This window comes from Paraburkholderia sabiae (assembly GCF_030412785.1).
In the GTDB taxonomy this organism is placed as follows: Bacteria; Pseudomonadota; Gammaproteobacteria; order Burkholderiales; family Burkholderiaceae; genus Paraburkholderia; species Paraburkholderia sabiae.
In genome coordinates this window covers 208841-232189 of the sequence record NZ_CP125295.1, presented here as the reverse complement: position 1 = coordinate 232189, position 23349 = coordinate 208841, and the positions used below count along the sequence as shown (strand labels likewise).

General features: G+C 63.0%; 17 protein-coding genes. 10 read left to right on the top strand and 7 right to left on the bottom strand.

Annotated elements, in window-relative coordinates; genetic code table 11:
* Window positions 1-4: 4 nt before the first annotated feature.
* The 3 genes from QEN71_RS01010 to QEN71_RS01000 all read right to left on the bottom strand — a co-directional run bounded on the left by QEN71_RS01010 (window position 5) and on the right by QEN71_RS01000 (window position 3331).
* Window positions 5-943, bottom strand: a complete 939-nt coding sequence (locus QEN71_RS01010) for a LysR family transcriptional regulator (RefSeq protein WP_201651429.1) — start codon at window positions 941-943, stop codon at window positions 5-7.
* Between the two features lie 171 nt (window positions 944-1114).
* Window positions 1115-2230, bottom strand: coding sequence for a porin (locus tag QEN71_RS01005; protein ID WP_201651430.1), 1116 nt, complete (start codon window positions 2228-2230; stop codon window positions 1115-1117).
* A 549-nt stretch (window positions 2231-2779) separates the two neighbouring features.
* Window positions 2780-3331 carry a hypothetical protein gene (locus QEN71_RS01000; RefSeq protein WP_201651431.1) on the bottom strand — a complete coding sequence of 184 codons (552 nt, stop codon included), beginning with the start codon at window positions 3329-3331 and terminating at the stop codon, window positions 2780-2782.
* Window positions 3332-3886: 555 nt separating this feature from the next.
* Here QEN71_RS01000 and QEN71_RS00995 point away from each other — a divergent pair.
* From QEN71_RS00995 to QEN71_RS00960, 8 genes are all read left to right on the top strand, one after another.
* A complete protein-coding gene (locus tag QEN71_RS00995) occupies window positions 3887-4909 on the top strand; it encodes a bile acid:sodium symporter family protein (RefSeq protein WP_201651432.1) in 1023 nt (340 codons plus the stop codon).
* Window positions 4910-5188: 279 nt separating this feature from the next.
* A complete protein-coding gene (locus QEN71_RS00990) occupies window positions 5189-7027 on the top strand; it encodes an EAL domain-containing protein (RefSeq protein WP_201651433.1) in 1839 nt (612 codons plus the stop codon).
* Window positions 7028-7363: 336 nt separating this feature from the next.
* Window positions 7364-8350 (top strand): LacI family DNA-binding transcriptional regulator, encoded by a 987-nt coding sequence (locus tag QEN71_RS00985; RefSeq protein WP_201651434.1) that lies wholly within the window; start codon window positions 7364-7366, stop codon window positions 8348-8350.
* The gene (locus QEN71_RS00980; RefSeq protein WP_201651435.1) at window positions 8347-9609 is read left to right on the top strand and encodes an AGE family epimerase/isomerase; all 1263 of its coding nucleotides are present in this window, start codon (window positions 8347-8349) and stop codon (window positions 9607-9609) included. Before QEN71_RS00985 ends, QEN71_RS00980 begins: the two co-directional genes overlap by 4 nt.
* A gap of 18 nt (window positions 9610-9627) precedes the next feature.
* Window positions 9628-10542 (top strand): carbohydrate kinase family protein, encoded by a 915-nt coding sequence (locus tag QEN71_RS00975; RefSeq protein ID WP_201651436.1) that lies wholly within the window; start codon window positions 9628-9630, stop codon window positions 10540-10542.
* Window positions 10543-10696: 154 nt separating this feature from the next.
* Window positions 10697-10918, top strand: coding sequence for a hypothetical protein (locus tag QEN71_RS00970; protein WP_201651437.1), 222 nt, complete (start codon window positions 10697-10699; stop codon window positions 10916-10918).
* Between the two features lie 89 nt (window positions 10919-11007).
* Window positions 11008-11253: a hypothetical protein gene (locus QEN71_RS00965; RefSeq protein ID WP_201651438.1), complete on the top strand. Its 246-nt coding sequence runs from the start codon at window positions 11008-11010 to the stop codon at window positions 11251-11253.
* A gap of 155 nt (window positions 11254-11408) precedes the next feature.
* A complete protein-coding gene (locus QEN71_RS00960; RefSeq protein WP_201651439.1) occupies window positions 11409-12350 on the top strand; it encodes an ion channel in 942 nt (313 codons plus the stop codon).
* 21 nt (window positions 12351-12371) lie between these two features.
* Here the strand turns inward: QEN71_RS00960 and QEN71_RS00955 are convergent, their stop codons facing one another.
* Both QEN71_RS00955 and QEN71_RS00950 read right to left on the bottom strand, forming a co-directional pair.
* Window positions 12372-12989 carry a glutathione S-transferase family protein gene (locus tag QEN71_RS00955; protein WP_201651440.1) on the bottom strand — a complete coding sequence of 206 codons (618 nt, stop codon included), beginning with the start codon at window positions 12987-12989 and terminating at the stop codon, window positions 12372-12374.
* Window positions 12990-13198: 209 nt separating this feature from the next.
* On the bottom strand, window positions 13199-14338 hold the full coding sequence (locus tag QEN71_RS00950) for an IS481 family transposase (protein ID WP_201654201.1): 1140 nt from the start codon (window positions 14336-14338) through the stop codon (window positions 13199-13201).
* A 741-nt stretch (window positions 14339-15079) separates the two neighbouring features.
* On the opposite strand from QEN71_RS00950, the gene QEN71_RS00945 reads away from it, so the two are divergent.
* Complete coding sequence (locus QEN71_RS00945) at window positions 15080-18673, top strand: indolepyruvate ferredoxin oxidoreductase family protein (RefSeq protein WP_201660980.1); 3594 nt, start codon at window positions 15080-15082, stop codon at window positions 18671-18673.
* Between the two features lie 600 nt (window positions 18674-19273).
* Here the strand turns inward: QEN71_RS00945 and QEN71_RS00940 are convergent.
* Together QEN71_RS00940 and QEN71_RS00935 are read right to left on the bottom strand one after the other, a co-directional pair.
* Window positions 19274-19963, bottom strand: coding sequence for a copper homeostasis protein CutC (locus QEN71_RS00940; RefSeq protein ID WP_201660983.1), 690 nt, complete (start codon window positions 19961-19963; stop codon window positions 19274-19276).
* Window positions 19964-19996: 33 nt separating this feature from the next.
* Complete coding sequence (locus tag QEN71_RS00935) at window positions 19997-21271, bottom strand: sensor domain-containing phosphodiesterase (protein ID WP_201660986.1); 1275 nt, start codon at window positions 21269-21271, stop codon at window positions 19997-19999.
* 403 nt (window positions 21272-21674) lie between these two features.
* On the opposite strand from QEN71_RS00935, the gene QEN71_RS00930 reads away from it, so the two are divergent.
* Window positions 21675-23339, top strand: a complete 1665-nt coding sequence (locus QEN71_RS00930) for a Na+/H+ antiporter (protein WP_201660989.1) — start codon at window positions 21675-21677, stop codon at window positions 23337-23339.
* Window positions 23340-23349: the final 10 nt, after the last annotated feature.

The following is a 23349-nucleotide window of genomic DNA, read 5'->3' as shown; positions in this document are numbered from 1 at the left end:
CCGTTCAGCGCTGCGCGAGCGCCTTGATCTGATCGAGCGTCGGCCAGAGCGTTTCGCTGGAAAAACGCTCGGCGATGAAATCGACGAACGAGCGCACCTTCGCCGACAGATGGCGACGGCTCGCGTAGACGACGTGAATCGGCAGCTCGCGCGGCGGCAGTTCGTCGACGAGCAGCGGCACGAGGCGGCCTTCGGCGAGATCGTCGCCGATCACTTCCGTGCCGAGCAGCGCGAGCGCCGCGCCCTGCAGCACGACGACGCGCTGCGCTTCCAGATGATTGACCACGAGATTGCCCGACAGCTTGACGCGCGCGCTCTCGGAATTGGCGCCCGCCACGAGTTCGAGCGCCGACACGCCCGCGTACTGGATGAAGTTGTGGCGCGGGAGATCGGCCACGGTTTTGGGCGCGCCATGCCGCTCGATATATTCAGGCGATGCGCATAAGACGAGATGCGCAGTCGCAACCTGCCGCGCAATAAGCGACGACGACTTGAGCCCCGTCGGCGACGCGCGGATCGCGACATCGAAGCCCTCGTCGATCAGTTCGACGACGCGATCGGACAGCGTGATATCGACGGTGACTTGCGGATGCTGCGTGGCGTAATCGGCGACGGCGCTCATCACATGACGCAGACCGAACGCCGAAAGCGACGACACGCGCAACCGCCCTTGCGGCACGACGCTCGCGGCGCCGACCGCCTGCTCCGCTTCGTCGAGTTCGCTCAGCACCTGGCTCAAACGCTCGTAGTATTCGCGGCCCGCTTCCGTCGGCGCGACACGGCGCGTCGTGCGATTCAGCAGACGCGCGCCGAGTTGCTGCTCGAGATGCATCACATGCTTGCTCGCCATCGCCGCCGACATGTCCATCTTCTCCGCTGCGCCGACGAAGCTGCCGACTTCGACGACATGGCGAAACACTTTCATGCTGACGAGGGTATCCATGGCGGTCGCTCGGAATAGGAATGAATCGGACAGATTCCTGGGACTTTATCAAGGAGCCGTCGTTAATGTGAGACGCATGGAGCTTTGGAAAGAAAAAAGCCCTGCGTTCCGTGAGGAACGCAGGGCTTTGCTCAAGCGGCCCGCAGAGCGCGCCGCCGGCATCTGTCGCGATCAGAACTTCGCGCGCAGACCCACGCCAGCCGTGTAGCCCGACGACAGGCTCGTGTACTTGTCGTACAGGTAGGCGGCGTACACGTCGGTACGCTTGGAGAGCGGATAGTCGTAGCCGATGGCCGCCGACTGGTGCATCTGATCGAGACCGCCTGCATCGCGCGAATACGCATACGACGCCATCACGGTGCCCGTACCCAGCGGCACCGACACGCCGCCCTGCGCCGTGTTCACGTGCCAGCTGCCGACGTCCTGATCGTTCTTCGTGTACATGTACTGGCCGTAGAACTTCGCGAACTTCAGGTCGTACGACACGCCCAGCTGACCCACCGACTGGCTCTTCAGCCCCGAGACCAGCGAACCGAGGTCGGTCGGCGAGTTGTTGAAGTTCACGTACTGGAACACGCCCGTCGCCGCGAACGGACCGTGGAAGTACAGGAACTGCGCGCTGTATTTCTTCGAGCCGTTGTGATCGGCGGAATTGCCTAGCGCGTACATCGCGCTGCCCGACAGGCCGCTGAAATCCGGCGTCGAATACTGGACCGCGTTGTTCCAGCCGGAATCGCCGACCACGCCCATGTCCGTCGTGTAGGTCGGGAACGTGCCCAGACCGAGGAACACGTGATAGACGGCCGGCGAGAACACGTACGAATCGATGAACGGATTGAACAGAATCGTCGATACGAACAGTTGCGTCGTCAGACGGCCCGCCGTCACCGTGCCGTACGGCGATTCGATACCGACATACGCGTTGCGGCCGAAGAACGTGTCGCCGTCGAAGCGGCCGAACTTGCCGTTCTGCGCACGGAAGAAGTCTTCAAGTGTGAAGATCGCCTTGTAGCCGTTGCCCAGATCTTCCGCGCCCTTGATGCCCCAGTACGACGTCGACATACCGCCGCCCGACACGTTCCACGCGCTCTGGCTGCCCGGGAACTTCGTTACGCCGACCCATTCGTCGACCTGACCATAAAGCTGCACGCTCGACTGCGCGAATGACGACGTCGATGCGATGGCCAGCAAGGCGCCAATGACGGTCGCCTTCAGGGTCGCCCTAGCGCTTGCTTTCGGGCTCGCCTGACGACTTGTTCTCAGCGCACGGCTGACGGTGGTATTCATGGGTTCTCCTGTCTTTGTCAAAAAGGTGTGGCTGTGCGGCGGGGCGCTCGCCGGATCCGTGCTTGTTGTCCGTCTGATCGTCGAGCCAATCGGGGGCTGGGACAAATCTTTGCGGACCATTTTTATGGACAAAAATATCTGCGCTTATTGCGGGTATATGGGTCTGAATAGTTTGGTGAACTTTCAGCCTGATACTCGTTGCCGGTGCACCTTGTTTTTGCACCGCCGCAAATCTGCGCACGCACCTGGAAGGGCGCGGATTTTACAGGACGGCGCTTGACGCGAGGCACATCAATCGAGGATTGATGCACCGCCGCAACAAAGACGGGATTTGATGACAAAAGGCCGCGCGCTGACGAGCGATTTCAAAAAAGTGTGGCGTGCTTACGTCAGATCAGACGGCCGCATTTTGACGAGGCGTGCAGAGGCCGCAGAGGTTGATGAGGCGGATTGAGAGGAGACCGATCCGAACTCAACGCGAGTTGGATGGCATAAGACGGCGACGAGCGCGTGAACAGCGAGCGCGGCGTGAGCCGAAGATTCGAACGATCAGTTGCGGTACGGCGAGGGAGACGGAAGTCGCGAAGAATCGCCCGGCGGACGAGGAATCTGGCGCGATGCGCCACGCTCTTCGTTGTAACGCGTGACGTCGTCGCGAATCGAGCCGACGTGCGCCGATTGCGCATTGGCAGGCGGACGCGGTGCGTTGTGCGAGTCGGTGCTGACGGGTGTGATGGCGCCCGCGTATTGCGTGCCGACGTATTGCGCCGCTGGACGATTTCGATAAACGTCAGAGGGAACCATCATGCGCTGCGCACCGTAGCCGCTGCGAGTGTTCGACACGTCGTTTCGTGAATAGCGGCCAGTGTGACCCGACATCGGAATGCCGCGCGGCATTTCGCGCGAAACATTCGCGCGCGGCACGGGATTGCCATGCACAGGTCCGCCAAACGACGAACCGTGAAATCCTGCACTGCCGCCGAAGAAACCATGTCCGTCATGCTGAACGAACGACGGCTTCGCATAGGCGAGCGAGGTCAGCGCAACGACCAGCGCGCCCGTCATCCACCATTTGATCCTCGACAGCCCTACAAGCACCATGTTTCACCTGCCCGACGACCCGCCTGAGAGTCCGCCGTTCGAGCTGCGGCTGGACTGGTTTCGGGACTCTCGCGACGCATGACGCTTTGGCGCGCGCGAAGCCCATCGGCCTTCGAACAGTAATTTATTGGCGGCCTCCGAGGGTGTCGAGCCAAAATATGTTAGGTCTGCGGCACTCTTGTAACGCATTGTTACTGCGACGTTTTTTCGCCACAAAGATCTTGCGGACCACAACGAAAAAGCGCTGAAACGGAGTGGTTCGAACACCTGAATTCGTATGAACAGTAGCGCAAAAAATGCGGCTTCGAAGGCGGTTTTCGAGCGGCTGATCGATACTTGAAACGTGGGTCGTGACGAGCACAGGAAGCGCCTTTCTGGATGCGGGCGCAACGACACGACATGGGCGAAAACGCGGTCGCTTTCATGCGTTTACGTAATTAATCAATTCGGCAAATGAATTTGCTTTTTCAATCGCTTTGCACGGACAATAGCCCTTTGGCGTACGCTCGCCGGCGGCAACAAGGCGATCGCTTCACCCGCACCGAGATTTAAGAGATGGCCCGTCCGAAACTCCTGCCAGACAATTTCACGCTGTGCCTGATCGGCACGGTGATTTTCGCCAGCCTGCTGCCCGTGCACGGGCAAGCAGCGCAGGCGTTCAACTGGGTCACGGACGTCGCGGTCGGGCTGCTGTTCTTTCTGCACGGCGCCAAGCTCTCGCGCGAGGCGATCATCGCCGGCGCCACGCACTGGCGGCTGCACCTCGTCGTGCTGCTAAGCACCTTCGCGCTCTTTCCGATACTCGGGCTCGTACTCAAACCGCTTCTTTCGCCCCTCGTGACGCCTGCGCTCTACGCCGGCATCCTGTTCCTCTGCACGCTGCCGTCGACGGTTCAGTCGTCGATCGCGTTCACGTCGATTGCGAAGGGCAACGTGCCCGCCGCCGTATGCAGCGCGTCCGCGTCCAGCCTGCTCGGCATCTTCATCACGCCCGCGCTGGTCAGCGTGGTCGTCACGAATCAGGCAGCGAGCGGCGGGTCGGCGTGGCATACGGTGTGGAACATCGTGCTGCAACTGCTCGTGCCGTTCGTCGCCGGGCAGCTGTTGCGGCCGATGATCGGCGGATGGATCGAGCGCAACCGCGGCGTGCTGAAGTTCGTCGACCAGGGCTCGATCCTGCTGGTGGTCTACGGCGCGTTCAGCGAGGCTGTGAACGAGGGCCTCTGGCATCAGATTCCGCTCGCCGCCCTCGGCGGCCTGCTGGTGGTGTGCGCCGTGCTGCTCGCGCTTGCGCTGACCGTGACGATCTTCGTCAGCAAGCGTCTCGGCTTCAGCCGCGCCGACCAGATCACGATCATCTTCTGCGGCTCGAAGAAAAGTCTCGCTGCCGGCGTGCCGATGGCGAAGGTGATCTTCGCGACGCACGCGGTGGGCGCCGTCGTGCTCCCGCTCATGCTGTTCCATCAGATCCAGCTGATGGTCTGCGCGGCGCTCGCGCAACGCTGGGGCGCTCGCGATGTCAGCGCGGAGAAGCGCGCCGCGCAAAAAAGCGCGACTGCCGCCGTGGCGCGCCGCTAGGCCTGCTTCGAATGAAACGGAATTCATAAGCGCTCTCCCTGAGTGCATGTCGTGGAAAGCCGCCTGCGGGCGGCTTTTTTGTTATTTCAGCGCGCCCACCGTTCGCTGTCGCCTCGGCACGACGGCATAGGACAAACGCACTCCCACCGATATGCGTTCCAGATATTGGAAACGCTTCCGTGACGCACCAAACAGGTGCATCGCGTCACTAAAAATTCACTTAATTCTTGCGTTTTGCTGCCGATAAGCCGTCGGTCCAATGCTCCGGCCGTGTGTGTCATGTCTCAACGCTCGCCCTCCCTCAATGCAGCGCCGCGCATCGTCGATCTGATCGCGCGGCGTGACCTGTCCGCCGTGTTCCAGCCGATCGTCGATTTCGAAGACGGCGCCATTCTCGGTTACGAAGGACTGATTCGCGGACCGGCCGGCACCGCGCAGGAGGCGCCATATGCGCTGTTCGCGCAGGCGGCCGCCGAAGGCAGCGTGATCGCGCTGGAGCGCGCGGCCGCGCAAACCTGCATCGAGGCGTTCGCGAAGCTCGGTTACGACGGCAAGCTGTTCCTGAACTTCAGCGCAGGCGCGATCCGCCTGCTCGCCGATCACCGCGACGACACGTTCACGATGTTGCGCAACATGGGCGTCGATGCCGAGCGCATCGTGATCGAGCTGACCGAGCAGAGCGCGATTCCCGACGTCGCCAGTTTTCTGCCCGCCATCTCCGTGCTGCGCGCGGCAGGCGCGCAGTTCGCGCTCGACGATTACGGCACGGCCAACGCCAGCATGAATCTGTGGGTGCGCCTGCAGCCCGACGTCGTGAAGATCGACCGCTTTTTCATTCACGACATCGCCAGCGATCCGCTCAAGTTCGAAGCCGTCAAGGCGATGCAGCACTTCGCGGCCGCGAGCGGCGCGCGCCTCGTCGCCGAGGGGATCGAAAACGAAGCGGATCTGATCGTGGTGCGCGACATGGGCATCGCCTGCGGACAGGGTTATTTCTTCGGCAAGCCGAGTGCGCGCCCGCCGCGCAAGCTCGCCGACGACGCGCGCGAGGCGCTGCGCTCCGGCCATATCGCCGTGTTCCCGGAAGCGACGCGCGCGGTGAGCGCCTCGCCGTCGGGCGGCATGGCGTCGGCGAAGATGGTCGTGCACGCGCCCGCGCTGCCGCGCAACGCGACCAACAACGACGTGCTCGAACTCTTCAACCGGCTGCCGAACCTGCACGCCGTTGCCGTCGTCGAGGAAAACGAGCCCGTCGCGCTGATCAATCGCCGCGCATTCATGGACCGCTACGCACTGCCGTATCACCGCGAGCTGTTCGGCAAGCGGCCGTGCATGCTGTTCGCGAACGAGTCGCCCGTCGTGATCGAAAAATCGATGACGGTCGAAGACATGGCCAAGCTGCTCGCGAGCGACGACCAGCGCTATCTCGCCGACGGCTTCGTCATCACCGAGGATGGCCGCTACGTGGGCCTCGGCACGGGCGAAAGCCTGGTGCGCGCGGTGACGGAAGTGCGCATCGAAGCAGCCCGCTACGCGAATCCGCTGACCTTCCTGCCGGGCAACATTCCGATCAGCTCGCACATCGCGCGGCTGCTCAGTCACGAAGCGGGCTTTTATGCGTGCTACGTCGATCTGAATCACTTCAAGCCGTTCAACGACCAGTACGGCTACTGGCAAGGCGACGAAGTGCTGAAATTCGCCGCGCATGTGCTCGCCGAAGTGTGCGATCCGACCCGCGATTTTCTCGGGCATGTCGGCGGCGACGATTTCCTGGTTCTGTTCCAGAGCGAGGACTGGCATGAGCGCGCGCAACGTGCGATTCACGTGTTCAACGAAGGAGCGCAGCGCTTTTACGCGCCGGGCGACCGGCTGGCAGGCGGTATCCACGGCGAAGACCGGCGCGGCAATCCGACGTTCTTCGGTTTCGTGACGATGGCGATCGGCTGCGTGCAGGTGCGGCCGCACGTTGACGACACTACGTACAGCAGCGAGGACATCGCGTCGGTGGCGGCGCTCGCGAAACGCCGCGCGAAGAGCGAGCCGTCCGGTCTCGTGACCGTCGAATTCGAAGAGAGCCAGACGCTGCTGCAAGGGCGCGCGATGGCAACCGTCGACTGAACCGCGCGCCGCTTTAATCCCACCTCACCCATCGTCCGACGCGACGACATTTCCCTGTCACGCCGCACGGTCACCTTGTGACTGTGCGCGCTCCATTTCCTTTTTCAGTTTGCTCATCCGCTCGAGTCCAGGCGAGTCCGGGCGAGGCGCACCCATTCATTTCACGTATCGTTTAGTGAATTTTACTAAACTATCCGAAAGCCTTCACCCCGCCTGTATACGGGTATCTACGCGTATCTAAAGCCTCTGAACAAGGGTTTGCAGATGACGTTTTACTATACAATCACCCGGACCTGAACTCCGCCGCGGCGCTTCGCTTGCGCCGCCGTCTTTTCGATGGCTACAACGATCCGCGACGTCGCCCGCGCGGCCAGCGTGTCGATCGGCACCGTCTCACGCGCGCTGAAGAATCAGCCAGGCTTGTCGGAATCGACGCGCGAACGCGTCGTCGAAACCGCGCGCCGGCTCGGCTATGACTCCGCCCAGTTGCGCCCGCGCATTCGCCGGCTCACATTCCTGCTGCATCGGCATCACAACAACTTCGCTGTCAGCCCGTTCTTCTCGCACGTGCTGCACGGCGTCGAGGATGCATGTCGCGAGCGCGGCATCGTCCCGTCCGTGCTGACGGCGGGTCCGACGGAAGACGTGGTGCAACAGATGCGCCTGCATGCGCCCGACGCGATCGCCGTCGCCGGTTTCGTCGAGCCCGAAACGCTCGCGACGCTCTCCGCGATGAAGCGCCCGCTCGTGCTGATCGACCTGTGGGCGCCGAATCTGCGCTCGGTGAACCTCGACAACCAGGCGGGCGCCGCGCTCGCGATGCAGCATCTGTTCGTGCAGAAGCGCACGCGGGTGGCGTTCATCGGCGGCTCGCTCGCGCACTACAGCATCGCGCAGCGCGCGCTCGGCTACCGGCGCGCGTTCTTCGAAGCCGGGCTGCTGTTCGATCCGTCGCTGGAACTGACGATCGACGCCGGCCTCGATCCCGACGCCGGGGCCGCGCTCGCGATGGAACAACTGCTCGACCGCCCCGGCCCGCGCCCCGACGCCGTCTTCGCCTACAACGACCTCGCCGCGCTCGCCGCGCTGCGCGTGTGCCTCGCACGCGGTTTGCGTGTGCCCGAAGACATCGCGATCGTCGGTTTCGACGACATTCCCGCCGCCGCGCACGCGCGTCCGCCGCTCACGACGATCGCCGTCGACAAGGAAGCGCTCGGCCGTCGCGGCGTCGAACTGCTGCTCGACGACACGCCGTCCGCACTCGACATTCGCGTGCCGGTCCAACTCGTTGTCCGTGCCAGTACCTCGGTGAACATGCCATGAAACAACCCGACACGACTCTCCCGAACAACACCGCCAATCACAAGGCGCCGCCCGTCGCGAGCTTCCGCGACGGCGCTTTCCTGCTGTCGCACATCGAAGACACGCTGCGCTTTTATGCGCCGAACGTGTTCGATCCGAGCGGCGGCTTCTTCCACTTTTTCCGCGACGACGGCTCGATCTACAACCGCGCGACGCGGCACCTCGTCAGCAGCTGCCGCTACGTGTTCAACTACGCGATGGCGTACCGGCAGTTCGGCGATCCGCAGCATCTGGAATACGCGCAGCACGGCCTGAAGTTTCTGCGCGACGGTCACTGGGATCCGCATCATCAGGGCTACGACTGGGAAGTGGACTGGCGCGACGGCCACCGGCGCACGCTCGACGCAACGCGCCACTGCTACGGCCTCGCCTTCGTGCTGCTCGCGTATTCGCACGCGGCGATGGCGGGCATCGAAGAAGCGAAGCCGATGATCGCCGCGACGTTCGAGCTGATGGAGCACCGCTTCTGGGACCCCGCAGCGGGCCTCTACGCCGACGAAGCCACCGCCGACTGGCGCGTGAGTTCGTATCGCGGCCAGAACGCGAACATGCATACGACGGAAGCGCTGCTCACCGCGTACGAAGCGACGGGGCATCTGGTGTATCTCGACCGCGCCGAACGTGTCGCGAGCAACATCACGCTGCGTCAGGCAAAGCTGTCGCAAGGTCTCGTGTGGGAGCACTTTCATGCGGATTGGTCAGTGGACTGGCACTACAACGAGGAAGACAGCTCGAACATCTTCCGTCCGTGGGGTTTCCAGCCGGGCCATCAGACGGAATGGGCGAAGCTGCTGCTGATTCTCGAACGTCATCGTCCGCTGCCGTGGCTGCTGCCGCGCGCAATCGAACTGTTCGACGCCGCGATGACGCACGCATGGGACCACGATCACGGCGGCCTCTACTACGGCTTCGGCCCGGACCGCACGGTGTGCGATCACGACAAATACTTCTGGGTCCAGGCAGAAACCTTCGCGACGGCCGCGCTGCTCGGCAAGCGCACGGGCAACGAGCGCTTCTGGGACTGGTACGACGAGATCTGGCGCTACAGCTGGACGCATTTCGTCGATCATCGCTATGGCGCGTGGTATCGCATTCTCACGTGCGACAACCGCAAGTACAGCGACGAAAAGAGCCCGGCCGGCAAGACCGACTATCACACGATGGGCGCCTGCTACGAAGTGCTGCACCATGCGCTGCAGACTTCCAGCGCGTCCGCATAACCTTGTACGGTGAGCATCATGAGCGCGAGCCCTGAATTTCCCGATTTCGTTTCCGCCGGCGACATCCTCACCGATCTCGTCCGCACGGGCCCTTCAAGCTGGCTGTCGGTGCCGGGCGGCGCGGGCTGGAACGTCGCGCGCGCGGTCGCGCGTCTCGGCCTGCCGACGGCATGCGCCGGTTCGCTCGGCGTCGACAATTTCTCCGACGACCTGTGGCACGCCAGCGAAGCCGCCGGTCTCGACATGCGCTTCATGCAGCGCGTCGAGCGCGCGCCGCTGTTGGCCGTCGTGCATCAGACGCATCCGCCCGCGTACTTCTTCATGGGCGACAACAGCGCGGACCTCGCCTTCGATCCGTCGAAGCTGCCCGAAGGCTGGACGTCGCATGTGAAGTGGGCGCATTTCGGCTGCATCAGCCTCGTGCGGCAGCCGCTCGGCACGACGCTCGCGAAGCTCGCCGCCGAATTGCGCGCGCGCGGCGTGAAGATCAGCTTCGATCCGAACTACCGCAATCTGATGGCGCAAGGCTACGAGCCGACGCTGCGCCAGATGGCGGGGCTCGCGGATCTGATCAAGGTATCGGACGAAGATCTGCGCATGCTGTTCAAGACCGACGACGAAGCGGCTGCCCTCGCTCAACTGCGCGCGATGAATCCGAAGGCGATCGTGCTCGTCACGCGCGGCTCGGAAACGGCAACGCTGATCGACGGCGAGCGCGTCGTCGAAGCGAAGCCGCCGCGCGTCGCTGTCGCGGATACGGTCGGTGCGGGCGACGCGTCGATCGGCGGTCTGCTGTTCAGTCTGATGACGGCGCCGCAGCGCAAGTGGGAAGAGCATCTGGCGTTCTCGCTCGCGGCGGGCGCCGCCGCGTGCCGCCACTCGGGCGCGCATTCGCCGACGCTCGATGAAGTCGTATCGCTCTTGCAGGATTGACGGGAAAAAGTTGCCGGTACAAGCACCGACCGGCAACTCCGTCCTTTGCGGGAACGGCCGGTGAATGCGCGATGAAAGTGACTCGAGGCGTCGACATGTGAGCGTCGAAATCGCGTGCTAGGATGGAATCTCCCCCTTGCAGGAGAGATGCATCATGGAGGACGTCACCTACACCAAAGGTCTCTATACGGCGACGGCGACCGTTCGCCCGGTAGATGGCGGGAAGTATCAGGGCGTCGTTGCGCTTTCGCGCGACGAAGGCGAAGGGACCGAGGACACCGTCTACGAAGTCGAAGCCACGTCGGCGACCGCTGACGAAGCGCTCGAAGAAGCCAAAGCGCTGGCTCACAGAATCCTCGGCGAGATCGAACTATAGGCATGCGATTTTTCCGTTGAAGCGAGACGTGGCGCGTCCGCCGCGCGCCGCGCCTGCGACTTTTTGCAGCTGAACAGGCGGAGGCGATCATGGCAGAACCGCTCTTTCTTTACGGCGTGTATGCGATACACGTGCGACCACTCGAACTGCAAGGCGCGCGCTGGGACGCGGAGTACGAGATCCGGCATCGCGATCATCCCGTGCAGCGCTGGACAACCGTAGGCGGCGACGCCGGCTTTGCGACCGAAGCCGAAGCCGTCGAAATGGCGCATCAGCAGGCCGTTGCCGATATCGAGCACGGCGCGGGCGTGCCGAAGCCGCGCGCATTTCCCTGATTTTTCCCTGAGCGCACGACGGCCGCTTCTTCGACGATGACGCCTCGCCGCCCGTAGGCGGAGGGCCGCGCTACACTACACGCCGCAGCGGGCGACGTCGGTGACTGGCGCGCCATGACGCTGCGCGACACACTCGTCAGCGGAACAGAAAAACAATGAGCGCGACCCCACCCGAATCCAGCGGCGATCATCCCGCGCGCGCAGGCCGCCGTCTCGACCGGAAGATTCGCGCCCGCTCGCATACGGTCATTGCGCACGGCTTGCCGTTGCGCGTGTGGCAGGACCTCTATCACCGTGCGTTGACGATCAGCTGGCCCGTGTTCTTCAGTTCGCTGGCGTTCGTCTTTCTCGTGCTGAACTCGATTTTCGCGTCGCTGTATGAGTTCGGCGGCAGCGCGATCGCCAATCAGAATCCCAAGGGATTTGCAGGCGCATTCTTCTTCAGCGTCGAAACGCTCGCGACGGTCGGTTATGGCGACATGCATCCGCAGACGCTGTACGGCCACCTCGTCGCGACGCTCGAAATTTTCGTCGGCATGTCGGGCATTGCGCTGGCGACGGGCCTGATCTTCGCGCGCTTTTCGCGGCCGCGAGCGAAGATCATGTTCTCGCGCTTCGCGATCGTGCGACCGATCGACGGGCAGACTACGCTGATGGTGCGTACCGCGAACGCGCGGCAAAACGTTATCGTCGAAGCGCGGGCGCGGCTGCGGTTGATGCGCGTCGAGCGTTCGACGGAAGGCTACGTGCTGCGCAAGATTTACGACCTCAAGCTCGTGCGCGATCAGCAGCCGATGTTCTATCTCGGCTGGAACCTGATGCACGTGATCGACGAGGCGAGTCCGCTGTTCGGCGAAACGCCCGAAAGCCTCGATTCGCAGGACGCGTCGCTGCTGCTCACGATAGAAGGCTCCGACGAAAACACATCGCAGACGATGCAGGCGCGCTTTTCGTGGCCCGCCGACGACATTCGCTGGCAGCACCGTTTCGTCGATCTGATCCGCGAGGTGAATGGCGTGAGCCACATCGACTACTCGCATTTCGATGACGTCGAGCCGCTGCAGCCGCATGAATTGCAGCAGGCGCCGACGGGCTGAGGCGCTGTTTTGCCTTGCTGGCTAGTGCTTGAGTTTCAGCGCTTCGATTTCGCGTTGCTCGATGGCCATTGCGCGCGTATGCGCATCGCGCGCGATCGCCCGATCGACGTATTCGCCGATGCGTCCCGCAGGCTCCAGCAGTTTCGCGACGAACGCGATTTGCAGCGTGCCAGCGAGCAGCAGATCGGCCGCCGAGAAGCGCTCACCGAGGAGCCAGTCGCCTTCGTCGAGCGCCGTGTCGATCGCGGCCTTCACGCGTTCGAGATTGCCCCAGCCGAAGCTGAACGAATTGCCCGACGCGCCTGTGAGTTTCTCGGCCATCGCCGGTTCCAGGCAGCCTGGCGTGAAGAAGAGCCATTGCAGGAAGCGCCCGCGGAGTGGATCGCCTACGGGCACGCCAAGCTTTGCTTCCGGGAAACGGTCGGCCAGATACAGAAGCACTGCGCCCGATTCGGCGACCTGCACGCCAGCGTCGTCGAGTGCCGGGAGCTTGCACATCGGGTTGATGTGGTGGAAGTTGGTGGTGTCCTGCTCGCCGGCGCGAAGGTTCACGTGCGCCAGTTCGTAGGGCTCGCCGATTTCTTCGAGCATCCAGAGCGCGCGGAATGCGCGGGTTTTGGGCCAGTAATAGAGTTTCATCTTTTTTTGCCTTCGGCGAATGGGTTTGGGTAGGGTAGCTCAGGATTGGGTTGGGTTGGCGGGTTTGTCTTTTGTGGTGGCATCCGCGGTTTCGTATCGGTAGTTCATGCGTTGCCCCTGTGCGGGGCGGCACCTACTTTTCTTTGCAGCGGTGTACAGACTGGAGACATGGTTGACACATGTACGGGGACATCGTTGACACCTGATGGTCAGGGTTTGGGTGCCTTCAGGTCAAGTTTGGCGACCCGCTGATGGGCGAACCAGATCTCGATCACCCCGTCTTCCTTCTCGCTCATGCGGGCGGCTACCTGCAGCCCCTTGAGCGCGATCGACAGCTTCAGTTTCTGGCCGCGCAGGCGCACCACGCCGCTGGCATTGACCCGTAAGACTTCATCGCCACAGCCGTATTCGGGCTCGGGCACCCGCCCGGGCATCGCGCGCAGGCTGCACGCGTAGCGGGTAATGGGCGTGGCCATCCCGAGTGCCTCGTGCGGACGTTCGACGTTGTACACGTGCCGCCAGCGATCCAGTGCCTGCTGCATGTGCGCATGTGTGCTGAAGGCCTGCCGGTCCAGCACTTCGGCCTTCAGCGTGCGGTGAAACCGTTCGTCCTTGCCATTGGTCTGCGGGTGATACGGCCGGCTGTAGCTCACCAGGATGCCCAGCCGGATCAGCCAGACCGCGAGTTCGGTGAGCTGCCCCGGCGCGCTGGGCGAGCCCCACGGCGCGCCGTTGTCGGTGTTGATGCGCGCAGGCAGCCCGTAGCAGCGGAACGCGCGCTCAAGCGCGGCCTGCACGACCTGTGTGGTCGTACGCGAGCAGGCGCTGAGCACGAGGTTGTAGCGCGAGTGATCGTCGATGACCGTCAGCGGCATGCAGCGCCCATCCTTCAGCGTCTGGACGTCGCCCTTGAAGTCCATCTGCCACAGCAGGTTCGGATGCGCGTGCTCGAAGCGCTGCCAGTGCTGGCGCTGCTGCGACGCCTGTTCATCGATGAGCCCGTGGCGGCGCAGGATTTCGGTGATCGTGGCGGGCGCGGGCACCTCAGTCTCGCCCAGATCCTTCAGGCGCCGTTCGATCTTGCGTCCGCCCCAGCCATGTTCGCGACGCAGTTCCAGCACCCGCGCTTCGATGTGTTCAGGTGAGCGCAGGGGGCTGTGGTGCGGGCGTCGGGAGCGGTCGGCCAGCCCGCCGGGGCCTTCGGCCTTGTGACGGTCCAGCCACTTGTAGCCGGTCTGGCGGCTGATCCGGTAGCGCCGGCATAGCTCGCTGAATGACAGAGCCTGTGTGGCGGCCAGGCTGACGAATTCTTCGCGGAGATTCATGGTGTTTTTTGCTTCCCAGGGCATGGTTGAATCCGGGCGTTTGATTACCCGAAAGTGTCAACCATGTCCCTGTACACCTGTCAGCTATGTCTCCAGTCTTTACACAGCGGCAAAGAAAAGTAGGCAAAAGAAAGCCGCTTTTGAACCTCCGGGGCCTGCCAGGATAACGCCCCGGCACATGTTCTTTGAGCTATTGCGCAGCGACCTCCGCACTCTGTAGAAAGCCCGCAGTCAACCGCGCACGGCGCGAAAACCCCACACACAGTTTCGAGCACATACCGCCGCAATCAGACCGACGGCAAACACAAAAACAAGCCTACCGAACGTGCCCCAGGTGGATGTCATCTTTCGCGCCGCGCGCGCCTGACTGCGGGCTTTCTACGGAGTGTTGCGTCGCTGCGCGACAGCTCAACTGCGGCATGCTGAAGCGCTATCCTGGCCGGCACCGGAGGTACAAAAGCGGCTTTCTTTTGCCTACTTTTCTTTGCCGCTGCAAAGAAAAGTAGGTGCCGCCCCGCACAGGGGCAACGCATGCAGCACCGATACGAAAACGCGGATGCCACAGCACGCGCAGAAAAATCCACCCAAACACCGCAAATTCCGCGAAGAAACTTGCGAACGAAACGGAACGGCCGGCCAATTTAGAGAACTTCTACTCCAATTGACGCGAAAGAATGGAGTCTCTTTCGCCGCGACTGCGGCCAGCGGCAACAAGGACGCGCCGCAGGCAGCAAAGCCCGAAAAAGCAAAAAAGGAGACTCCCCAATGACCGCTCGTCTACCCATCGACGGCACCCCCGCACTCGCCGATTACCGCCTCTCGGACAACCTCACCGCCACGCGCGGCCGCATCTTCCTGACTGGCACCCAGGCGCTCGTGCGCCTCGCCCTGATGCAACGGGAACTCGACAAGGCGCACGGCCTGAACACCGCCGGTTTCATCAGCGGTTATCGCGGTTCGCCGCTCGGCATGGTCGACCAGCAGTTGTGGAAGGCGAAGAAACTGCTAGACGCACACGACGTCCGCTTCCTCCCCGCGATCAACGAAGAACTCGGCGGCACGGCCGTGCTCGGCACGCAGCGTGTCGAGGCAGACCCGGAGCGCACCGTCGATGGCGTCTACGCGATGTGGTACGGCAAAGGCCCCGGCGTCGACCGCGCAGGCGACGCACTCAAGCACGGCAACGCATACGGCTCGTCACAGCACGGAGGCGTGCTGGTCGTCGCGGGCGACGATCACGGTTGCGTGTCGTCGTCGATGCCGCATCAGAGCGACTTCGCGATGATCGCGTGGCACATGCCCGTCGTGAATCCGTCGAACATCGCGGACATGCTCGAATTCGGCATCTACGGCTGGGCGCTGTCGCGCTACTCCGGCGCGTGGGTCGGCTACAAGGCGATTTCGGAAACGGTCGAGTCCGGTTCGACCGTCGATCTCGATGCGCTGCAAATGGAATGGCCGACGCCCGAAGGCTTCCAGCCGCCCACTGGCGGCCTGCACAACCGCTGGCCCGATCTGCCGAGTCTCACGATCGAACAGCGCCTGCACGCGAAGCTCGACGCCGTGCGCCACTTCGCGCGCTTCAACAGCATCGACAAGTGGATCGCGCCGAGCCCGCACGCGAACGTCGGCATCATCACGTGCGGCAAGGCGCATCTCGATCTGATGGAAGCGTTGCGCCGGCTCGACCTCACCGTCGCCGATCTGGAAAACGCGGGCGTGCGCATCTACAAGGTCGGTCTGTCGTTCCCGCTCGAAATGACGCGTATCGATGCATTCGTCTCCGGTCTTTCCGAAGTGCTCGTCATCGAAGAGAAAGGTCCCGTCATCGAGCAGCAGATCAAGGACTATCTGTACAACCGCAAGGAAGGCGCGCGGCCCGCGATCGTCGGCAAGTACGCGGAAGACGGTTCGCTGCTGCTGTCGTCGCTCGGTGAATTGCGGCCGTCGCGCATTCTGCCCGTGTTCGCGAACTGGCTCGCGAAGCACAAGCCCGCGCTCGACCGCCGCGAGCGCGTGGTCGATCTCGTCGCGCCGCAAATTCTCTCGAATGCCGCCGATGCCGTGAAGCGCACGCCCTACTTCTGCTCGGGCTGCCCGCACAACACATCGACGAAAGTGCCCGAAGGCTCGATTGCGCAGGCGGGCATCGGCTGTCACTTCATGGCGTCGTGGATGGAGCGCGACACGACGGGGCTGATCCAGATGGGCGGCGAAGGCGTCGACTGGGCCGCGCATTCGATGTTCACGAAAACGCGTCACGTGTTCCAGAATCTCGGCGACGGCACGTACTTCCACTCCGGCATTCTCGCGATCCGCCAGGCCGTCGCGGCGAAGGCGACGATCACGTACAAGATCCTCTACAACGATGCCGTCGCAATGACAGGCGGGCAGCCGGTCGACGGCAGCATCTCCGTGCCGCAGATCGCGCGACAGGTCGAAGCGGAAGGCGTGTCGCACTTCGTCGTGGTCAGCGACGAGCCGGAAAAATACGACGGCCATCACGATCAGTTTCCGAAGGGCACGACGTTCCATCACCGAAGCGAACTCGACAGGATGCAGCGCGAATTGCGCGACATCGACGGCGTGACGGTGCTGATCTACGACCAGACCTGTGCCGCCGAAAAGCGCCGCCGTCGCAAGAAAGGCGAGTTTCCCGATCCGGACAAGCGCCTCTTCATCAACGAAGAAGTGTGCGAAGGCTGCGGCGATTGCGGCGTGCAATCGAACTGTCTTTCCGTCGAACCCGTCGAAACGCCGTTGGGCCGCAAGCGCCGCATCGATCAGTCGTCGTGCAACAAGGACTATTCGTGCGTGAACGGCTTTTGCCCGAGCTTCGTGACGATCGAAGGCGGCAAGCTGAAGAAGGCCGCAGGCGTCGCATTCGATGCAGCCGCACTCGCCACACGTGTCGACGCATTGCCTTTGCCGACGACGCAACTCGATGCCGCGCCTTACGACATCCTCGTAACGGGCGTCGGCGGCACGGGCGTCGTGACGGTGGGCGCGCTGATCAGCATGGCTGCGCATCTGGAGGGCAAGAGCGCGTCGGTGCTGGATTTCATGGGCTTCGCGCAGAAAGGCGGTTCGGTGCTGTCGTTCGTGCGCTTCGCCGCGCGCGACGAGTGGCTGAACCAGGTGCGTATCGACACGCAGCAAGCCGACGTGCTGCTCGCGTGCGACATGGTCGTGGGCGCGAGCGCCGATGCATTGCAGACAGTGCGTCATGGCCGCACGCGCATCGTCGTGAACACGCATGCGATTCCGAATGCGTCGTTCGTGCAGAACCCGGACGCGAATCTTCACGCGGACGCGTTGCTCGACAAGATGCGTCACGCGGCGGGCGAAGAGCGCATGTCGTCGTGCGACGCGCAATCGCTCGCGACGCGTTTTCTCGGCGACACGATCGGCGCGAATATTCTGATGCTGGGCTACGCGTGGCAGTTGGGTCTCGTGCCGGTGTCGTTTGCGGCGATGATGCGCGCGATCGAACTGAACAACGTCGCGGTGCAGATGAATCAGTTGGCGTTTGCGATTGGCCGCATGGCAGCCGCCGATCCCGCCGGGCTCGAAGCACTATGGACGCAGCGTCATGCGGTCAAGCCTGTTGTGTCGCTGGAATCGCTCGATGCACTGGTTGCGGATCGTGAGGCGCGTCTTTTGGCTTATGGCGGTGCCGCTTATGTGAAGCGCTATCGTGCGCTGGTCGATGCGGCGCGTCAGGCCGAGCGCAAGCTCGAAGGCGGTGTGCGTGACGAGCGTTTGAGTCGCGCGGTGGCGACGACGTTCTATCGATTGCTGGCCGTGAAAGATGAATACGAAGTCGCGCGTCTGCATAGCGATCCTTCTTTCCGTGCCGCGCTCGAAGCGCAATTCGAAGGTGTCGCGGGTAAAGACTTCGGCGTGAAGTTCAACCTCGCGCCGCCGACCATTTCACGCGCGAATGGCGGCGCAAAGCCGCAGAAGAAGACGTTCGGGCAATGGATGTGGCCGGTGTTTGGCGTGATGGCGAAGTGGCGTGGCCTGCGAGGCACGGCGCTCGATCCGTTTGGCCGCACTGTCGAGCGGCGCATGGAGCGTGAGCTTTCCGCCGACTACGAAACGACTATGCAGCGGGCGTTCGTGATGCTGAACAACGTTACCGTTGATGATGTCGTTCGGCTTGCTGAGGTCTTTTCCCGCGTGCGCGGGTATGGGCATGTGAAGCTCGCTAATCTGGCTGCTGTTAAGCGCAGCGAACGTGAGATTGCTGTGCGGTTGCGGGTCGAAGCGGCGACCGGCCGTTTTGTTGCTGAAGCGCTTCTGGAAGCTAAAGGGGTTGGGACTCTGCGAGGCATTCCTGTTGTAGTCGCCAAGTGATGGTTTTTTTGTCTGCGACGCTTGAAGGCTTTTTTGTTGGCATCCGCGTTTTGCGGTCTGTGCTTCAGGCGTCGCCCCTGTGCGGGGCGGCACCTACTTTTCTTTGCAGCGGCAAAGAAAAGTAGGCAAAAGAAAGCCGCTTTTGAACCTCCGGGGCCTGCCCGGATAACGCCACGGCTCACGTTCTTTGAGCTATTGCGCTGCGACGTCCGCACGCTGTAGAAAGCCCGCAGTCAACCGTGCGCGGCGCGAAAACCCCACACACAGGCTGGAGCACATACCGCCGCAATTGGACCGACGGCAAACGGACAAAAACAAGCCGACCCAATGTGTCCCAAGTGGATGTCATTTTTCGCGCCGCGCGCGCCTGACTGCGGGTTTTCTACGGAGTGTTGGCGTCGCTGCGCGACTGCTCAACTGCGGCATGGCGCAGCGCGAACCTGGCAGGCACCGGAGGTTTGAAGCCGCTTTCTTTGGTTACTTTCTTTGCGGCGGCAAAGAAAGTAACTGCCGCCCCGCACAGGGGCAACACTAGCAAACCGATACGAAACCGCGGATGCCAGCAAAAGCAAAAGCAAAAACAAAAACAAAAGCAAACCTTTAAACATCCACCAGCCCACGAACTCGCCGCACGAGTTCTTCCCGCACAACACCATCACTACGCACACCAGACCCAAAATGAACCGCCTGCACGCGCGTAGCGTGAACAAACTCGGCGACACGATCGACGGTTAACCCAGCGCCAGCAAGAACAGTACACCGCGACCCAGCCGCTTGAGCAACAAGCCCACGAACTTCGTCGACAGCATCGAGCACAGAACGCTTCCCACCGGAGGTCAACACATTAGTAACGCCATCGACCGAAAGCAAAACATCCAACGCCCGGCGCAAATCGAGCGCCTCATCAAACGCACGATGAAACGTAACATCCATGCCGTCGGCAACATCGACAACCCGCAATAACGCCTCAAGATCGACTTCACGCGACGCAGTCAACATCCCAACCACAACGGCATTAGCCCCCGCCAATCTGGCAGCACGCACATCGCGCAAAAGAACATCGAAGTCATCGGCGTCGTAGACAAACGACCGGCTATGCGGCCGCACAATCACATTCACAGGAATCGAAACAGCCGCGATCACGGCCTCGATCATCCCGATGCCCGGCGTCAATCCGCCCTCGCCCATCGCCGTAATCAGTTCGAGCCGATCTGCGCCGCCGCGCGCGGCAGCCTTCGCATCGGCAACCGTCGTCGCGATGACTTCAAGCAATACCCGTTCGTTTCGCATCTCAATGAGTCACGTCGTGAAAAGAACATGATCTCAGAAGTGCGGCTCCTCGAACCAGTCGATATCGCCGCACAGCACGCACATGCGGCTGCCGATCTGCGTCGCCACCGATAACGTCACGCACGGCACCGCCTCGTTGATCGACAGATAAGGCCGCGTCACATGCACGCGTTCGGGCGCATCGATCGCCGCGCGGAAATACGGTCGACGCAGCCAGTTCGCGCCCTGCGCATCGGACAACGGCAAGAAGCGCGTTTCGTGCGACGCGCGGTCCGCTCGCAACACCACGTTGCGCCCCGCCTGCCGGCCCTTTTCGTCGAGCAGATAGCAGCGCGCCGCGTGATCGAGCGCAAGAAAATTCCAGCACACCTCGTCGAGCAGTTCGCCCGCAGCAAGCCGTTCCGCCGCGCGCTCGAACGCGCGAATGTACGGCGCGAGCCGCGACGCGTTGCGCCGCTCGCGCTGCTCGGTCTGCGTCTGATAACGCTCGGTCAACTCGCCGATGCAGGCCGCCGCATGCGTCGCATCGGCGAGACCCGGATGCGGACGTCCAAAGAAAAAGCCCTGTACGAAGTCCACATTGCATTCGAGCGCCATGTGCGCTTCGTGCTCCGTCTCGACGCCTTCGATCAACACCAGCTTGCCCGCCTCGTGCAGCAGCGCGACCAGGCCCGGCAGGATCGACGCGACATCCGTGCGATGCGCCGCGTGCGACAGCATGATGCGATCGAGCTTCACGATGTCAGGGTTCAGCTGCCAGATGCGTTCGATATTCGAATGCCCCGCGCCGAAGTCGTCGAGCGCAATCAGGAAGCCGCGCTCGCGGAACTGGCGCACGGCGTCGGCAAGTCGTTCGATATCTTCCGCGCTCTGTTCGAGCACTTCGAGCACGATGCGTCGCGGCGACAGGTCCAGGCGCCGCAAATTCGCGAGCAGCGCCGCCGAATGATACGAATCGATCAGCACGCCCGGATGGACATTCAAGAACAGCCACTCGCGCTCGGCGCCGAGCACCTTGAAGTTCTCCAGATGCAACGACTGCGCGAGCCGGTCGACCTGCAGCACGTCGCCGATCCGCGCCGCCTGGCCGAACACATCGACGGGCGACACGACACGGTCAAACGGATCATGTGCGCGCAGCAAGCCTTCGTAGCCCACGGCACGCATGTGCGACAGACTGAATATCGGCTGGAAGACGCTCGTCAGCGTCAGGTCGCCGTGTTGCACCGAATAGCGCTGCAGGCCCGAGGTCATGCTGAGCTCGAAACCGTGCGGCACCGCCGTTCTTTCCTGTTGCGCAATGGTCATGCAATCCTCTCACGCAGGAGTCACGGCGCGCGCGTCGCGAATGCGAAAGAGCCGCGGCCGTCCTCGAAATGTGCGTTGTCGCTTCCTCTCAAGCAAGCTCCATGCGCACGGCAGCGCACCTGGGAGCGAAATCCGCATCGGACATTGCACCGCGTGAGCCGCGTATGCGTCGCGCAAGGGCGCGAGATGCACTGCAACGGTGCAAACGGCTTTCAGACGACTTGCAGCCTTCGAAGCGCGATGTCATCCGATCGGGCTACACTTCGGTCTGACCGACGCGCCGCATCGTCTTTCCAGACGCGGCGCTACCTGTCGCGCGAGGTGCCGTATCGAGGTGTCAACCCGAGAGTCGTCCTTCCTCGCGCGTGCCGCCGTCTGTTTCCCCACACCCCGCCCGCTTCTGATGGATATCGTCTTCACCGTTCTGATCCTGCTGCTCGCCGTCGCCGCTTCGGGCGTGATCGTGCGGCTGGTGCCGCTCAAGCTGCCGCTGCCGCTCGTGCAGATCGCGTTCGGCGCGCTGCTCGCGTGGCCGCGCCTCGGCCTGCATGTCACGTTCGATCCCGAACTCTTCATGATGCTCTTCATTCCGCCGCTGCTGTTCGCGGACGGCTGGCGCATTCCGAAGCGCGAGTTCTACATGCAGCGCCGCGCGATCCTGATGCTCGCGCTCGGCCTCGTGTTCCTGACGGTCGTCGCCGTCGGCTACTTCATTCATGCGATGGTGCCGTCGATCTCGCTGCCCGTCGCGTTCGCACTCGCCGCCGTGCTGTCGCCGACGGATGCCGTCGCGCTGTCGGGCATCGCGGGCCGCAACCGGCTGCCCGATCACCTGATGCATATCCTCGAAGGCGAAGCGCTGATGAACGACGCATCGGGCCTCGTCGCGCTGAAGTTCGCCGTCGCGGCCGCGCTGACGGGCGTGTTCTCGCTGCGCGATGCATCGGTGAGTTTCGTGATCATCGCAGCGGGCGGACTCGCGACGGGCGCAGCCGTCGCGTGGCTCTTCAGCTTCGCGTCGACGCGCTTTCTCAACCTCACAGAAGAAGGCGACCCCGCGCCCGGCGTCGTGATGACGATGCTGATTCCGTTCGCCGCCTATCTGTTCGCCGAGCACTTCGGGTTCTCCGGCATTCTCGCCGCCGTCGCCGCGGGCATGACGATGAACTCGTCGACGTTCGCGCGCACCAGTCCTGCATCGGCGCGCGTGCGGGCGAGCGTCACGTGGACGATGATCGAGTTCATCTTCAACGGCATGGTCTTCATTCTGCTGGGGCTGCAGTTTCCGCACATCATCGGACGCGCGCTGCTCGACGCGCACGAAGAAGCCAGTGGCTCCGAAGTGCGGCTGATGTTTTACGTCGTGGCCGTGGCGCTCGCGCTGTACGCGCTGCGCTTCGTGTGGGTCTGGTTGCTGCGCTGGTTCGCGAGCCGCGGCGCGGCAAAGCACGGCGTCGCGAATGCGGTGCCCGGTCTGCGCACCGTATCGATGACGACGATCGCGGGCGTTCGCGGCGCGGTGACGCTCGCGGGTGTGCTGTCGCTGCCCGTCGCGTTGTCGAACGGACAGCCGCTGCCGGGACGCGATCTCGCCATCTTCATCGCGTCGGGCGTGATTCTCGTGTCGCTGTTCGTCGCCGTGGTCGGCTTGCCGCTGTTGATGAACGGCGCGCGCCGCCGCCCCGATCCGCATGCCGCCGAAGAGCGCACGGCGCGCATCCAGGCGGCGCAGGCCGCGATTCGCGCAGTCGACGACTTTCACGAAACGGCGACGGCCCAATGCGACGAAGCCGCGTCCGCGCATGCCGCCGATGTGACGGCGCGCGTGATGGACATCTATCGCCGCCGCTTGGCGACGCTCGACGACGATGTCGGACCCGCCGAAAACGCGCGGCGCAGCGAAGCGCTGGAGTTCCAGATGAAGCTCGCGGCGATGCGCGCGGAACGCTCGGCGCTGCTCGAACTGCGCGGCAGTCAGCTGATCAACGACGACACGCTGAACAAGCTGATGCGCGAAGTGGATCTGTCGGAAACCGCGCTGCAGACGCGCGGCAAAGGGAAGAAGTAGACGTAAAAAA